Here is a 13,784-nt window from a genome sequence, read left to right on the forward strand (position 1 = left end):
GTAAACGCTGATCAACCAAACGCCAAGCCATCAAGAGAGGTCGCACATGAAATTCTTTGTAGACACAGCCGAGATCGACGCCATCGCAGAACTGAACGATCTGGGAATGGTGGACGGTGTCACAACCAACCCTTCGCTGATCCTGAAGTCGGGCCGCGACATTCTGGAAGTGACTAAAGAGATTTGTGATCTGGTCGACGGTCCCGTCAGCGCCGAAGTTGTCGCGCTGGAGGCCGACGCGATGATCGCCGAGGGCCGCAAACTGGCCGAAATCGCTGAAAACATCACCGTCAAGCTGCCGCTGACATGGGACGGGCTGAAAGCCTGTAAAGTGCTGTCGAACGACGGTCACATGGTCAACGTCACGCTGTGCTTCTCGGCCAATCAGGCGCTGCTGGCGGCCAAAGCGGGCGCGACATTCATCTCGCCCTTCATCGGTCGCCTGGACGATATCCACCTTGATGGCATGGAACTGATCGAAGATATCCGCACCATCTATGACAACTACGGCTTTGAAACAGAGATTCTGGCCGCGTCGATCCGGTCGGTCGGTCACATTACACAGTGCGCCCTGATCGGTGCCGATGTCATCACCGCGCCACCAGAAGTCATCAAAAAGCTGGCAGGCCACCCGCTGACCGATGCCGGTCTGGATCAGTTCATGAAAGATTGGGCCAAGACGGGCCAGAAAATCCTGTAAACTCAGGCGTTTCTGATCCGCCTCAACAACGCGCGCAACTCTTCGGGGCCCAGAGGGAAAATTTGGGACCCGTTCCCGTGAGTGGTGGTTGGCGCTGTTTGTTCCATGCTCTCCATGTGCCCCAACGACGTGGCCTTTTCATGGGGAGAAGCACGCGCCCGTTCCCCGTTACGGAACAGGCCGTGCGGCACGGGGCGTGCGGCGGGTCATTTTTTCTAGATCGGGGGCAGATTTCTGTGCCGCTCTGTGTTAGACACTCAGAAAATTTATAAGAGTACGGTATGAGCAGCCAACCCAAGATTGAAGACGCCTTGAGAGAGGCGATTATTTCCCGACCTGATGTAATTCTTGACGACAAAGATTTGATGCATGCCCTGATTGCGGCCAACGAACGGGCCATGGGCGGAAATATTGTAGACTTACGCGGTCTCGCGATGGAGCGTCTTGAGGCGCGCCTTGACCGGCTTGAGGACACCCACCGGTCGGTCATTGCGGCGGCCTATGAAAACCTTGCTGGCACCAATCAGGTCCACCGCGCCATCCTGCGCATGCTGGACCCACTGGAATTTGAACCTTTCCTGCGCGATCTGGGCGGCGAAGTGGCCGAAATCCTGCGCGTGGACGCGGTGAAGCTGGTGCTTGAATCCGTGCAGAACGACAACGATCCGGCGGTGAAACGGTTGGGCGATGTCCTGAGCGTCGCAGAACCCGGTTTCATCGACAGTTACCTCACCCAAGGACGCGGTGGCCCTGTGCGGCAGGTCACGCTGCGACAGGTGCAGGATTGCGATCCGGCGATCTATGGCGATCACGGCGACTGGGTCCGCTCCGAAGCGTGCCTCAAGCTGGATTTCGGCAATGGCCGTTTGCCGGGCCTGCTGGTGATGGGGGCCGAAGACCCGCATATGTTCGGACCACAGCAGGGCACCGATCTGCTTGCCTTCTTTACTGGTGTGTTCGAACGGGCGATGCGGCGCTGGCTGGGATGAGCCTGATCTCTCCTGCCGCCCGCGACGCGCTGGAAGATTTTCTGGCCCATCAGCGCGGCGTCAAGGGGGCCGCCGAGAACACCGTGCTGGCCTATGGCCGCGACATCACCGAATTTCTGGCCTTTATGACCGACCACAGCGGGCAGGCGCAGGGCCTTGGCGCGCTGGCGCGTATCAGCACGCAGGACATGCGCGCATGGATGGCGCGCACGCGTTCGGGCGGTGTCGGTGCACGGTCGCTGGCGCGCAAGCTGTCGGCGGTCAAGGCGTTCTATAAATGGCTGGCACAGCGCGAGGGGTTCGAACCCACGGCCGTTCTGTCCACCCGTGCGCCCAAGTTCACCAAGAAACTGCCGCGCCCGCTGTCCGAGGATGCCGCGCGCGATCTGCTCGACATCGCGCCGTTGCAATCCGAACTGCCATGGGTGGGCCTGCGCGATACCGCGGTGCTGACCTTGCTGTGGGGCTGCGGTTTACGGATTTCCGAAGCACTCAGCCTCACGGGTCGCGACGCACCTTTGCCGCAAGTGATGCGGATCACGGGCAAGGGCGGCAAGGAACGCATCGTGCCGGTGATTGACGCAGCCCGTGCAGCGGTGGCGGCCTATGTGGCGGCCTGTCCTTATGATCTGGACCAGAACGGACCGCTGTTCAGGGCGATACGGGGCGGGGCGCTGGCCCCGCGTGCGATTCAGAAGGTAATGGCGCAGGGCCGGATGCAACTGGGTTTGCCCGCCTCGGCTACGCCGCACGCCATGCGCCACAGCTTTGCCACCCATCTGCTGAACGCGGGCGGGGACTTGCGCGCCATTCAGGAATTGCTGGGCCACGCGTCCCTGTCGACCACGCAGGCCTATACGGCTGTGGATACTGCCCGATTGATGGACGTCTATGCGCGCGCCCATCCCAAAGCGGCGGGCTAGCGCAAAAGACGGGGCAATTTCGGTTTGCAACCATCCCCGCAATGGACCATGACTGACCCATGACCGATCAATTCCGCGCGCTGTGCGTCCATCTTCTGACCGCAACCGGTGCCGTGTTTGCGATGCTTGCCATGCTCGCAGCTGTCGAGGCCGAATGGGATCTGATGTTCCTGTGGCTGGTGGTCGCGTTCTTTGTGGACGGGATCGACGGGCCGCTGGCGCGCAAATACGATGTCAAAGCCAACGCGCCGGAATTCGACGGCGTGTTGCTGGACCTTATCATCGACTATCTGACCTATGTGTTTATTCCTGCCTTCGCCCTATTCAAATCGGGGCTGATGGACGGCTGGACCGGTTGGGTGGCGATCATCCTGATCACCTTTGCCTCGGCGCTGTATTTCGCGGATACGCGGATGAAGACCAAGGACAACTCCTTTTCCGGCTTTCCGGGGTGCTGGAACATGCTGGTGTTGGTCATCTTCGCGCTTGAGCCGAATTTCTGGGTATCGCTGGCACTGGTCACGACGCTGGCCGTGGCGATGTTCCTGCCGCTGAAGTTCGTTCATCCGGTCCGGACCGAGCGGTGGCGCACCGTGACATTGCCCATGGCGCTGGCGTGGACCTTTTTCGCCGGTTGGGCGGCGTGGGTCGATTTCCACCCGCAAAGCTGGGCGCATTGGGGGCTGGTGGTTACGTCGATCTATCTGGTCTTTGCTGGCATCGCGCAGCAGGTCGTGCCGGTGCGCGACGGCACCTCCGCCCCTTAAATCAGGAAGCCGCCCGCCTTTTCATGGCGCAGCAGGGCGACCTTGGTTTCGACCCCGCCCGCACCTGAAAAACCGGTCAGCCCTTTGGCACCCATGACCCTGTGGCACGGAATGATGATCGGGATCGGATTGCCGCCGCAGGCCTGCCCGACCACCTGCGCCGGAACGCCCAAGCGTTTGGCGATATCGCCATAGGTCACCGTATCCCCGAACGGAATTTCGGACATGGCTGCGCAAACATCCTGTTGTACCTGACTGCCGTGCACCCGCAGGGGCAGGTCAAAGTTCTCTCTGGTACCGGCCTCATAGGCGGCAAGCTGTTCGGCGGCGGCATCGAGAACTTCGCTGCTGTCCATGCGCCCTGATACGCCCCAATCAAGGCGCACCAATGCGCCGTCTTCCTCGGTCAGGGTCAGGGGGCCGAAGCGGCTGGAGATATCGCGTTGCGCCATAGACCCGTGATGCCGCAGTCAGCAGGTTTCGCGCAACCCGAATGATGCGCAATGGCTGCGTGCAAAATTGCCCTCATGACTGTGCATCAAGGTGCCTCGCCAGCGACGCGGAAAGAGCGTAAAGCATGCGCCATGACCAAATTCGTGACCCTTGCCGAGGCGGAAAACCTGCCAAAGTGGCGCCGTCCCAAGGCGATGTTGTTCCTGATGGCCTTTGCGATGCCCATCGGGTTTTCGGTCTGGCTGGCGCTGTTGAACAACTTTGTAGTCGAGGTCGCCGCCTTTGACGGGCGCGACATCGGGTTGCTGCATGCGATCCGGGAAATTCCGGGGTTTCTTGCCGTTGGCGTGATCGTGGTGATCATGTTCGTGCGCGAACAGGTGTTGGGCCTGCTGTCGCTGATCATGCTGGGGCTAGCCACAGCTGTGACCGCGCAGTTCCCCGAACTGACCGGCATTCTGATCCTGACCTTTATCAGTTCGGTCGGCTTTCACTATTACGAAACGGTCAATCAGTCGCTGCAACTGCAATGGCTGACCCGCGCCGAAGCGCCCCAGATGCTCGGCTGGCTGCTGGCGGCGGGGTCGTCGGCCACCTTCGCGGTCTATTTCGTCATCATGATCCTGTGGGAGCCGCTGAACCTCAACTACAACATCGTCTATATGGTCGGGGGCGGGATCACGGCGGTGATCGCCCTGATCGCGATGTTCGCTTATCCGCAGTTCGAGGCCCCGCACGCCCAACTCAAGACATTTGTGCTGCGCCGTCGCTATTGGCTTTATTACGCATTGCAGTTCATGTCTGGTGCGCGGCGGCAGATCTTCATGGTCTTTGCCGGCTTTATGATGGTCGAGAAGTTCGGCTTTGACGTGCACGAACTGACCGCGCTGTATCTGATCAACCTGCTGGTCAACATCCTTGTGGCCCCCGTTCTGGGCCGCATCGTCGCGCGCTACGGAGAGCGCAAGGCGCTGGTGTTCGAATATGTCGGGCTGGTGATCGTGTTCCTGTCCTATGGCGGGGTTTATTTCCTTGGCTGGGGGCTGATGGTGGCGGCGGCGTTGTACGTGGTCGATCACATCTTTTTCGGCCTCGCGCTGGCGCTGAAGACCTATTTCCAGAAGATCGCGGACCCGCAGGATATTGCGCCCACGGCGGCTGTTGCCTTTACCATCAACCATATCGCGGCTGTGGGCCTGCCCTTGCCCTTGGGGCTGTTGTGGCTGGTGTCTCCGGGGGCGGTGTTCTTCCTTGCCGCTGGTATGGCGGCGACCTCGCTGGCCTTGGCGCTGCTGATCCCGCGCCATCCGCAACCGGGGTACGAGACACGGCTGAGCGCGCCCCTGCCCACTGCCGCCGAATAGGGGCGGGAGGGCGCGCATCATGGCACAGGGGCGGTTTCTAAGCGGATCGACCATGGGCCATGTGGTGCGCATGACGGCGACAGGGGCCTTTGGTATTACGTTCGTGTTTCTGGTGGATGCGGCCAACCTGCTGTGGATTTCGCAACTGGGCCAGCCGCAGCTGGTGGCCGCGCTTGGCTTTGCCTATGCGATCCAGTTCTTCTCGGTATCCTCCGGCGTGGGCCTGATGATCGCGGCGACGGCCCTTGTGTCGCGCCGGATTGGCGAAGGCGACCGCCCCCGCGCGCGGTCGCAGGCAGGGGCGGCGATGGCTATGTCCTGTCTGTTCCAAGGGGGTATTGTGATCGCGGTGGTGGCGCTGCGCCATGATCTTGTGGCGCTGGCAGGGGCCACGGGGGAAACCGCAGCACTGTCGGCGCGCTATCTGCTGATGACCGTGCCATCGCTGCTGCCGATGGCGATTGCGCTGTCGGCCTCGGGCTGTTTGCGGGCCGAGGGGCTGGGCGCGAAGGCGATGTATGTCACGCTGGTATCGGGGGCAGTGCTGATGGTGCTGGACCCGATCTTTATCCTCTATTGGGGTTTGGGACTGGACGGCGCTGCCCTTGGCCTTGTGTTGTTTCGGTTCTGCCTGATGGGCCTTGCGCTGTTCTTTGCCGCCTATCAGCACGATCTGATCGCCGCGCCCGACCTGTCGGGGCTTCGCGATACTTGGCGGCCCTTTGTGGCGGTGGCGGTGCCGATCATTGCGACGCAGATGGCGACGCCTGCGGGCAACTATTTCCTGACCATGGTCATGGCCCCGTTCGGGGATGACGCGGTTGCCGCATGGGCCGTGGTGGGGCGTCTGACGGTGCTGGCCTTTGGCGGCATCTTTGCGCTGAGCGGGGCCATCGGCGGCATTTTTGGCCAGAACCTTGGCGCGGGGCAGTTTGACAGGCTGCGCAGCACCTATCGCGACGCGCTGGTCTTTTGCGGCGCTTACACGCTGGCCACATGGGCGGTGTTGTGGTCGGTGACGCCGCTGGTGCTGCGCGCCTTTGGCCTGACGGGGCAGGGCGCCGAGGTTCTGGTCGCCTTTACCAGCGTTGGCGCGGGGGCGTTCATCTTTCTAGGCGGGCTGTTCGTATCGAACGCCGCCTTCAACACCCTTGGCAAACCGGCGCGATCCACCCTATTGGGGTGGATCAAGGACGGCGTGCTGAGCTGGCCCGCCGCCGCACTACTGGCCGCAGGGTTTGGCGCGACGGGGGTGATCTATGGCCAAGCGCTTGCGGGCGCGGTCATCGGCACCCTTGCCGCCGCGTGGGGCTGGCGGTATGTGGCGCGCCTTGGGCCTGCGACAGATGTGACACCCCCACCGGCCCGACCATGGCCAAACGCCGACAGATACAGGAGACGCTGATGCCGACTTGGACCGCACTGACCACTTTGAAGGGCAAACTGCCCGCCGAGAAACTTGGCGCAGCACTGGAAGATCTGGAAGACGCCCCCACAGGCGTCGGCGTGTTCGAGGTCGAGGACGGTTCGGGCCTGTGGGAGGTCGGGGCCTATTTCACCGACAAACCGGACGAAACTGCGCTGCTGCTGCTGGCGACGGCGATGGGGGCGAAACCGTTTCAGGTGTCCGAACTGCCCGAAACTGATTGGGTCGCCCATGTGCGCCGCGAACTTGCCCCTGTCGAGGCGGGCCGTTTCTTTGTTTACGGCAGCCACGACGCCGACAAGGTGCCCGAGGGAAAACACGCCCTGCTAATCGAGGCGGCAATGGCCTTTGGCACTGGCCACCACGGCACCACCCTTGGCTGCCTGCGCGCGCTGGACCGTCTGGCCGATACAGGTTTCACCGGTGAACGTGTGGTCGATATCGGTTGTGGCACCGCCGTGCTGGCCATGGGCGCGGCGGCAATCTGGCCCGCGACCATGATGGCCAGCGACATCGACGCCCAAGCAGTCGAGGTCGCAGAGGCGAACCTGGCGGCGAATGGCATGTTCGACCGCGTCAAGGTGGTCGAGGCGGCGGGTTTCGATCACCCCGACCTGTCCGGCCCTTATGATCTGATCTTTGCCAACATCCTCAAGGGGCCGCTGATCGCGCTGGCACCGGACCTGAGCGCGCGACTCGAAACGGGTGGCTATGCGATTCTCTCGGGGATTTTGAACGAACAGGCCGATGGTGTGGCCGAGGTTTATACACAGAACGGAAACAGTGTTGTGCACCGCGAAATGATTGGTGACTGGACGACATTGACCCTGCAAAGAAATGGCTGATTTTTAACGAAATTGAAAGGATTTGGGCCTGTTTGCCCAGATTTTGCCACAATTCAGGATCAGTTTGTGTTGCGTATTTGGTGGGGGCCAATTCTTGGTAGGAACTGAGGCTGCCATGCATAAGTCACAAAACGAATTTCAAAGACGGATAAAAAAAGTGTCGCGCAAACACCATTCCATGGCGCGCGGCTATACCGCCGACATTCGCCGCGACGGGTTGATCGTCGTGCGCCCGCGCCGACGGATCGGACACGGCTTTCCCTTGTCGGGACTGCTGGGTCTTTTGTTGGGGTTCTTTATCTTCAAGGCCGTGATGCTCGCCGCGTTGGGGGACATCACCTATAACGAACGCGTCGCGAAACTTTCCAACGGTACGATGCTGGAACAGGGCGGCGCTTGGGTCATGCAACTGGATCCGCTGACCGTGTTTTTCGCCGGATTTCTGGACCCGCTTGTCAAGTGAATTCTAGTACCCGTTCGCGGGTGCCAGACATAGAAAAGCCGCGAACCCACAAAGGGGTTGCGCGGCTTTTTGCCCGTTTCGGGGTGACCCGAAGTGGAGACGTATATCAGTAGATTTTCGCTACGTTATCAATGTCACCACGTGCGAGGCCGATGTCATCAAGTTCGCGGTCTGTAAGCGAATTCAATGCTTTGCGTGTAACGCGTGCGTCGTTCCAAGAAATCACGGAAGCGATCAGGTTAGATGTGAAGACTTTGATGTGCCCTGCGAAAGGTGCAGAGACGTGGGCGGGGCGGGTTGTGTCGAAAGCAGCCATTGCAGCTATCCTCATTTCTTCTGGTCAAAGCCGAACCGTTCGGCGGTGTGCTGAGCATTTAGGCAGTGTGCGAACATGCGACAAGGCACCGAAGCCTCATAGGTGCCATGCAGAATTTGCATGGCCGCGGATCGGGGTTAACGCGCGGTAATATATGGCGAAAATAAGGCAGGCCGCAGGGCGATGCGTCGCCAGTACCGGTCGTTTTCCGCCTATGGCGTAAGTCTGGGTGTCGCAATCGGGCAATCCAGTGTCGCAAACTGTCGCCGGCTGTTAACGCTTGGCGGATGTTCGCCTTTCGTGCTAGTGCGTTGGAAAAGCCATAAGGCGGGCAGGCGAGGGCAAAAAACCATGCGAATTTTAGGAATCGACCCGGGATTGCGGCATATGGGCTGGGGCGTGATCGACGCCGACGGCCCGCGCCTGCGCCATGTGGCGAATGGAATCTGCCATTCCAGGGGTGAAGATCTATCGCTGCGCCTGTTGTCGCTGTTCGAACAGTTGACCGAGGTGATCGCCGCCCATGCCCCCGAGGCTGCAGCTGTCGAACAGACCTTTGTGAACAAGGACGGGGTTGGCACGTTGAAACTGGGTCAGGCGCGCGGGATCGCGATGCTCGCTCCTGCGCGGGCCGGACTGCGGATCGGTGAATATGCCCCGAACTCGGTGAAAAAGACGGTTGTCGGTGTGGGCCATGCGGACAAGCGGCAAGTCGCCCATATGGTACGCGTACAGTTGCCAGGAGTCGAGATTGCAGGCCCCGACGCGGCAGACGCACTGGCGATTGCGATTTGTCACGCCCATCACGGGTTGCACGGGGCGTCCGGTGGTCTGGCGGGCGCTGTGGCGCGGGCGCAGGCATGATCGGCAAGCTGACAGGCCGCATCGACTACCGCGCCAGCGATCACGTGCTGCTGGATGTGCAGGGCGTCGGATACCTTGTTTATTGCTCGGACCGCACGATGGCGACCTTGCCTGCGGCGGGGCAGATTTGCGCGCTGTTCACCGATCTGGTGGTGCGCGAGGATTTGATGCAACTGTTCGGCTTTCCAACCTTGGCCGAAAAGGAATGGCATCGCCTGTTGATGTCGGTGCAGGGCGTCGGTGCCAAGGCGTCGCTGGCCATTCTTGGCACTTTGGGGCCGGACGGGGTCGGGCGGGCGATTGCGCTTGGCGACTGGAACGCGGTGAAGGCGGCCAAGGGCATCGGCCCCAAGATCGCGCAACGCATCGTGCTTGACCTCAAGGACAAGGCTCCGTCGGTGATGGCCATGGGCGGCACTGTGGCGCAGGCCACGGGTGATGCTGTGGCGCAACCGGCTGACATGGAAGATGCGGTGATCGAACCCGTGGTGATGGCGGCCCCGCCAGCCTCGGCGCAGGCGGACGCGCTGTCGGCCCTTGGCAATCTGGGCTATGGTCCGTCCGACGCGGCGGCGGCTGTGGCGCAAGCGGCGGGCGAGGCACCCGAGGCGGATACGCCCACGCTGATCCGCGCCGCGCTCAAGCTGCTGGCCCCCAAAGGATAGCGATGGGGGCGCACGCCCCTTGGACAAGGATGACAGATGACGCACCCCTCTGACCCGACATTGCGCGCGGCACCGTTGCCCGAAGATGACGCAAGCGCCTTTGACCGTGCCCTGCGTCCGCAAATGCTGGACGATTTTGTCGGGCAGGCCGAGGCGCGCGCGAACTTGCGGGTCTTTATCCAGTCGGCGCGCCAGCGTGGCGAGGCGATGGATCACACGTTGTTTCACGGCCCGCCCGGATTGGGCAAGACCACGCTGGCGCAGATCATGGCGCGCGAGCTTGGGGTGAATTTCCGCATGACTTCGGGGCCTGTGCTGGCCCGTGCCGGTGATCTGGCCGCGATCCTCACCAATCTTGAGGCGCGGGATGTGCTGTTCATCGACGAAATCCACCGCCTGAATCCGGCGGTCGAAGAGGTGCTTTACCCCGCGCTTGAGGATTTCGAACTGGACCTTGTGATCGGGGAAGGCCCTGCGGCGCGCACTGTGCGCATCGAATTGCAGCCCTTTACGTTGGTCGGCGCGACAACACGTATGGGGCTGCTAACCACGCCGCTGCGCGACCGGTTCGGCATCCCGACCCGCCTGCAATTTTATACCGAGGATGAATTGTTCACCATCGTCGAGCGCAACGCCCGCAAGCTGGGCGCTCCTGCGGACGAGGGGGGCGCACGCGAGATTGCCCGCCGCGCCCGTGGCACCCCGCGTATCGCGGGCCGTCTGCTCCGCCGTGTCGTGGACTTTGCCGTGGTCGATGGCGATGGCCGCGTGACACAGGAATTGGCGGATTCGGCGCTGACCCGCCTCGGCGTCGACCATCTGGGGCTGGACGGTGCCGACCGGCGCTATCTTCGGTTGATGGCCGAACATTATGGCGGCGGCCCTGTGGGCATCGAAACGCTCAGCGCCGCCCTGTCGGAAAGCCGCGATGCGCTGGAAGAGGTGATCGAACCCTATCTGCTGCAACAGGGCCTGATCCAGCGCACGCCACGCGGTCGGATGCTGGCGCAGCGCGCTTGGCGGCATCTGGGGCTGGATGCGCCGAAACAGGCGGGCGATCTGTTCAGCTGACGCGCCTCGCGTCCTTCCCCGTTGACCTTTGTCGCCTTTGCCCCGTATCCAGCGCGCGGTTCTTTCCGCAGTACTTGAGGGACGCATATGATCACGCCCGACCAGATCGAAGCTTTGTTCACCCGCGCCAGCGGCGACTATGCCTTTGCCCGCTGGGGGAGGCCGCTCGCCCCCGTCGTTTTCGGGGTTGAGGACGCAACCCTTGGCATCGTGAAGGGCGCGATTGAGGCGATGTGCCAGTTGGCAGGCACCGAAGTGGTCGAAACCGACACCGAACTTGGGTCGAACTTCATCTGGTTCTTCTTCAAGGAATGGGACGAGTTAACGGAGGTCACCGGTATGGACCGTCTGGTGCCGGACCTCGCCCCGTTGGTGGCACGTCTGAAAGAGGCGGATGCCAACCAGTACCGGATTTTCCGCTTTGACGAAGCGGGCGCGATCAAGGCCTGTTTCGTGTTCCTGCGCATGGACGAAAACCTGAGCGATGTCCCCGCCGAGACCCTCGCACTCAGTCAGGCGGTGCAGTCGATGTTGCTGTGGTCGGATGTGGCGTTCCGCGACCAGTCGCCACTGGCGGTGGCCAAGGACACCACCGTGCTGCGCCCCGACATTGCCGCGCTGATCCGTGCAGCCTATGATCCTATCATGCCTGTCGCGGCGGATGATCCGTCGCACGCGCTGCGCCTGTCGGCCCGCATGCCGTCTTTGACCTGATCAACGCCCCTGCGGGCAAAGGATGACCGCCATGAAAACCGCCCCCGTGATTGCCCTGACGCTTGCCTTGTGTGCCACGGCGGCGCTGGCCCATCGGGGGGTGAAGAACCCCGCCGTCTTGGCCCGTATGAACGGGATGACGGCGATGGCGGACAGTATGAAAACGCTTGGTTCGATGGCGAAAGGGCAGGTGGCCTTTGACGCCGCGCAGGCACGCACCGCACTGGGCGACATCGCGCAGCAGTCGGCGGCGGCGGTCGAACTGTTCACCGCGCAAGAGGATGATCCCAAATCCGAGGCGCGTGCCGCCATCTGGGACAATTTCGATGACTTCACCGCGCAGGCCCGCGCCTTGCAGGTGGAGGCTGACAGAGCGGCGCAAACGGTGCAAAGCCGCGCGGACGTTCAGGGCGCGCTGCGCACCCTTGGTGCCGCCTGCAAGAGCTGCCACGCCGAATACCGCGAATAGCCACACAACCGCCAAGGCGCGCTGGCACACGACGGTCAAGACGGCTTGCACCTCGGCCGCGCGGGCCTAGACTGGGATCAACCACATAGGATCGCCATGACCCCGCACAGATTTCCCCTGACCGTCTATTACGAAGACACCGATATGGCGGGCGTCGTCTATTACGCGAACTACCTACGTTATATCGAACGCGCGCGATCCGAGATCGTGGAACAGATGGGACTGGACCAGAACGCAATGCGCGCAAAGGGTCTGGTTTTTGTCGTCACGCGGGTCGAGGCCGACTACCTTTCATCGGCCCGTCTGGCCGACCGGCTGGAGGTTGTGACCACCCACCAAGCCGCAGGCCCCGTGCGCTGGACCTTTGACCAAGAGGTGCAGCGCGACGGTACTGTGCTGTTCCGCGCGCATGTGGTGGCCGTCACCATGACCACCGAAGGAAAACCGGTGCGTCTGCCTGCGGAAATCCGCGCAATTTCCACAAAATAAGGCGCTGGTGACGCCGAAGTGATAGCTTTCCCCGTTTTGCTGCCCTATGTTTCAGGCAATAGAGGCTGAATACAGTCCGCAAAAAAAGAGCAGGCAAATGGAAGCAGAAACCCTCGCCCTGGCGCAGGAGATTGATTTCTCACTGTGGGGCCTTTTCGCACGCGCCACAATTGTCGTGAAATTGGTGATGATCATGCTGATCGTCGCTTCGTTCTGGGCATGGGGCATCATCATTCAGAAACTGATCCTGTACCGGCGCGCCCGCGCCGAGGCCGCGCATTTTGATCGCGCCTTCTGGTCAGGGGAGCCTTTGGACGGATTGTTCGAACAGATCGGGCCTGATCCGGACGGGGCTGCCGAAAAGGTATTTGCCAGCGGGATGATCGAATGGCAGCGGTCGCACCGTGACGATGGCGGGCTGATTGCCGGTGCCACGGCGCGTATTGACCGGTCCATGGATGTGGCGATTGCCAAGCAGTCCGAAGCGTTGCAATCGGGCCTGACTGTGCTGGCCACTGTCGGGTCGTCCGCGCCGTTTATCGGCCTGTTCGGCACGGTGGTCGGTATCATGAACGCCTTTATCGAAATCGCGGAACAGCAAAACACTAACCTTGCCGTCGTCGCCCCCGGTATTGCCGAGGCGCTGCTGGCCACGGGGCTGGGCCTGCTGGCGGCGATTCCGGCGGTTATCTTCTACAACAAGCTGAGCGCGGACAGCGACCGGATCGTCGCGGGCTACGAGGCTTTCGCGGACGAATTCGCCACCATCCTCAGCCGTCAACTGGACAGCTGATATGGGCGCTGGCGTGGTTCAAAAAGACGGCGGATCGGGGCGGCGTCGGCGCGGCGGGCGCACGCGCCCCATGGCCGAGATCAACGTGACCCCCTTTGTCGACGTGATGCTGGTGCTGCTGATCATCTTTATGGTCGCGGCCCCCTTGCTGACCGTCGGCGTGCCGGTCGAGTTGCCCAAGACAGCCGCCAACGCGCTGTCCACCGATCAGGAAGAGCCCCTGACCGTGACCATCACCGCCGAAGGCAGTGTGCAGATCCAGACGACCGAGGTCGACCGCAACGCGCTTGTGCAGCGCCTGCGCGCCATTGCCGCCGAACGCGCCAGCGACCGTGTGTTCCTGCGCGCGGATGGGGCGGTGTCCTATGCCGAGGTTATGGAAGTCATGGGCGCGCTTAACGCGGGCGGGTTTTCCAATATCGGTCTTGTGACCGACATTGGCGGCCCCGCGCTGGACGGCGAGGACCAATAGT

Annotated in this window: 18 protein-coding genes; 16 read left to right on the top strand and 2 right to left on the bottom strand. The window is 62.0% G+C overall.

Translation table 11 applies throughout. From position 1 onward, the window contains the following. The first annotated feature begins 46 nt into the window (after positions 1-46). The 4 genes from fsa to AC6GQJ_RS15595 all read left to right on the top strand — a co-directional run bounded on the left by fsa (position 47) and on the right by AC6GQJ_RS15595 (position 3,379). The gene (fsa, locus tag AC6GQJ_RS15580) at positions 47-700 is read left to right on the top strand and encodes a fructose-6-phosphate aldolase (RefSeq protein ID WP_500769888.1); all 654 of its coding nucleotides are present in this window, start codon (positions 47-49) and stop codon (positions 698-700) included. Positions 701-981: 281 nt separating this feature from the next. Beyond that, positions 982-1,689, top strand: coding sequence for a DUF484 family protein (locus AC6GQJ_RS15585; protein ID WP_500769890.1), 708 nt, complete (start codon positions 982-984; stop codon positions 1,687-1,689). Next, positions 1,686-2,612, top strand: a complete 927-nt coding sequence (locus tag AC6GQJ_RS15590) for a tyrosine recombinase XerC (protein WP_500769892.1) — start codon at positions 1,686-1,688, stop codon at positions 2,610-2,612. The genes AC6GQJ_RS15585 and AC6GQJ_RS15590 overlap by 4 nt, the downstream gene beginning before the upstream one ends. Before the next feature lie 59 nt (positions 2,613-2,671). Next, positions 2,672-3,379 (top strand): CDP-alcohol phosphatidyltransferase family protein, encoded by a 708-nt coding sequence (locus AC6GQJ_RS15595; protein WP_500769894.1) that lies wholly within the window; start codon positions 2,672-2,674, stop codon positions 3,377-3,379. On the opposite strand, the gene AC6GQJ_RS15600 is transcribed toward AC6GQJ_RS15595, so the two are convergent. Beyond that, positions 3,376-3,831: a methylated-DNA--[protein]-cysteine S-methyltransferase gene (locus tag AC6GQJ_RS15600; RefSeq protein WP_500769896.1), complete on the bottom strand. Its 456-nt coding sequence runs from the start codon at positions 3,829-3,831 to the stop codon at positions 3,376-3,378. The genes AC6GQJ_RS15595 and AC6GQJ_RS15600 overlap by 4 nt on opposite strands. A gap of 132 nt (positions 3,832-3,963) precedes the next feature. Here AC6GQJ_RS15600 and AC6GQJ_RS15605 point away from each other — a divergent pair, with 132 nt between their 5' ends. From AC6GQJ_RS15605 to AC6GQJ_RS15620, 4 genes are all read left to right on the top strand, one after another. Beyond that, positions 3,964-5,196: an MFS transporter gene (locus AC6GQJ_RS15605; protein WP_500769898.1), complete on the top strand. Its 1,233-nt coding sequence runs from the start codon at positions 3,964-3,966 to the stop codon at positions 5,194-5,196. Positions 5,197-5,215: 19 nt separating this feature from the next. Then, on the top strand, positions 5,216-6,601 hold the full coding sequence (locus AC6GQJ_RS15610; protein WP_500769900.1) for an MATE family efflux transporter: 1,386 nt from the start codon (positions 5,216-5,218) through the stop codon (positions 6,599-6,601). Continuing rightward, positions 6,601-7,467 carry a 50S ribosomal protein L11 methyltransferase gene (locus AC6GQJ_RS15615; RefSeq protein WP_500769902.1) on the top strand — a complete coding sequence of 289 codons (867 nt, stop codon included), beginning with the start codon at positions 6,601-6,603 and terminating at the stop codon, positions 7,465-7,467. Before AC6GQJ_RS15610 ends, AC6GQJ_RS15615 begins: the two co-directional genes overlap by 1 nt. 157 nt (positions 7,468-7,624) lie before the next feature. Beyond that, a complete protein-coding gene (locus AC6GQJ_RS15620; protein WP_500769904.1) occupies positions 7,625-7,930 on the top strand; it encodes a hypothetical protein in 306 nt (101 codons plus the stop codon). Between the two features lie 106 nt (positions 7,931-8,036). Here the strand turns inward: AC6GQJ_RS15620 and AC6GQJ_RS15625 are convergent, their stop codons facing one another. After that, on the bottom strand, positions 8,037-8,246 hold the full coding sequence (locus tag AC6GQJ_RS15625) for a DUF1127 domain-containing protein (RefSeq protein WP_500769906.1): 210 nt from the start codon (positions 8,244-8,246) through the stop codon (positions 8,037-8,039). A gap of 351 nt (positions 8,247-8,597) precedes the next feature. Between AC6GQJ_RS15625 and ruvC the strand changes: the two genes are divergently transcribed. The 8 genes from ruvC (at position 8,598) to tolR (ending at position 13,783) form a co-directional block, all read left to right on the top strand. Next, positions 8,598-9,110, top strand: a complete 513-nt coding sequence (gene ruvC, locus AC6GQJ_RS15630) for a crossover junction endodeoxyribonuclease RuvC (protein WP_500769908.1) — start codon at positions 8,598-8,600, stop codon at positions 9,108-9,110. Continuing rightward, a complete protein-coding gene (gene ruvA, locus AC6GQJ_RS15635) occupies positions 9,107-9,775 on the top strand; it encodes a Holliday junction branch migration protein RuvA (protein ID WP_500769910.1) in 669 nt (222 codons plus the stop codon). The genes ruvC and ruvA overlap by 4 nt, the downstream gene beginning before the upstream one ends. Before the next feature lie 36 nt (positions 9,776-9,811). Further along, the gene (gene ruvB, locus AC6GQJ_RS15640; protein ID WP_500769912.1) at positions 9,812-10,846 is read left to right on the top strand and encodes a Holliday junction branch migration DNA helicase RuvB; all 1,035 of its coding nucleotides are present in this window, start codon (positions 9,812-9,814) and stop codon (positions 10,844-10,846) included. Between the two features lie 87 nt (positions 10,847-10,933). Beyond that, a complete protein-coding gene (locus AC6GQJ_RS15645; protein WP_500769914.1) occupies positions 10,934-11,560 on the top strand; it encodes a hypothetical protein in 627 nt (208 codons plus the stop codon). A gap of 31 nt (positions 11,561-11,591) precedes the next feature. Next, the gene (locus AC6GQJ_RS15650) at positions 11,592-12,029 is read left to right on the top strand and encodes a c-type cytochrome (protein WP_500769916.1); all 438 of its coding nucleotides are present in this window, start codon (positions 11,592-11,594) and stop codon (positions 12,027-12,029) included. A 96-nt stretch (positions 12,030-12,125) separates the two neighbouring features. Then, positions 12,126-12,518, top strand: coding sequence for a YbgC/FadM family acyl-CoA thioesterase (locus tag AC6GQJ_RS15655; protein WP_500769918.1), 393 nt, complete (start codon positions 12,126-12,128; stop codon positions 12,516-12,518). Positions 12,519-12,615: 97 nt separating this feature from the next. Further along, the gene (gene tolQ, locus AC6GQJ_RS15660; RefSeq protein ID WP_500769920.1) at positions 12,616-13,311 is read left to right on the top strand and encodes a protein TolQ; all 696 of its coding nucleotides are present in this window, start codon (positions 12,616-12,618) and stop codon (positions 13,309-13,311) included. A gap of 1 nt (position 13,312) precedes the next feature. Next, positions 13,313-13,783, top strand: coding sequence for a protein TolR (gene tolR / locus AC6GQJ_RS15665; protein WP_500769922.1), 471 nt, complete (start codon positions 13,313-13,315; stop codon positions 13,781-13,783). Position 13,784: the final 1 nt, after the last annotated feature.

This window comes from Tateyamaria sp. 7Alg 36, from assembly GCF_059882455.1.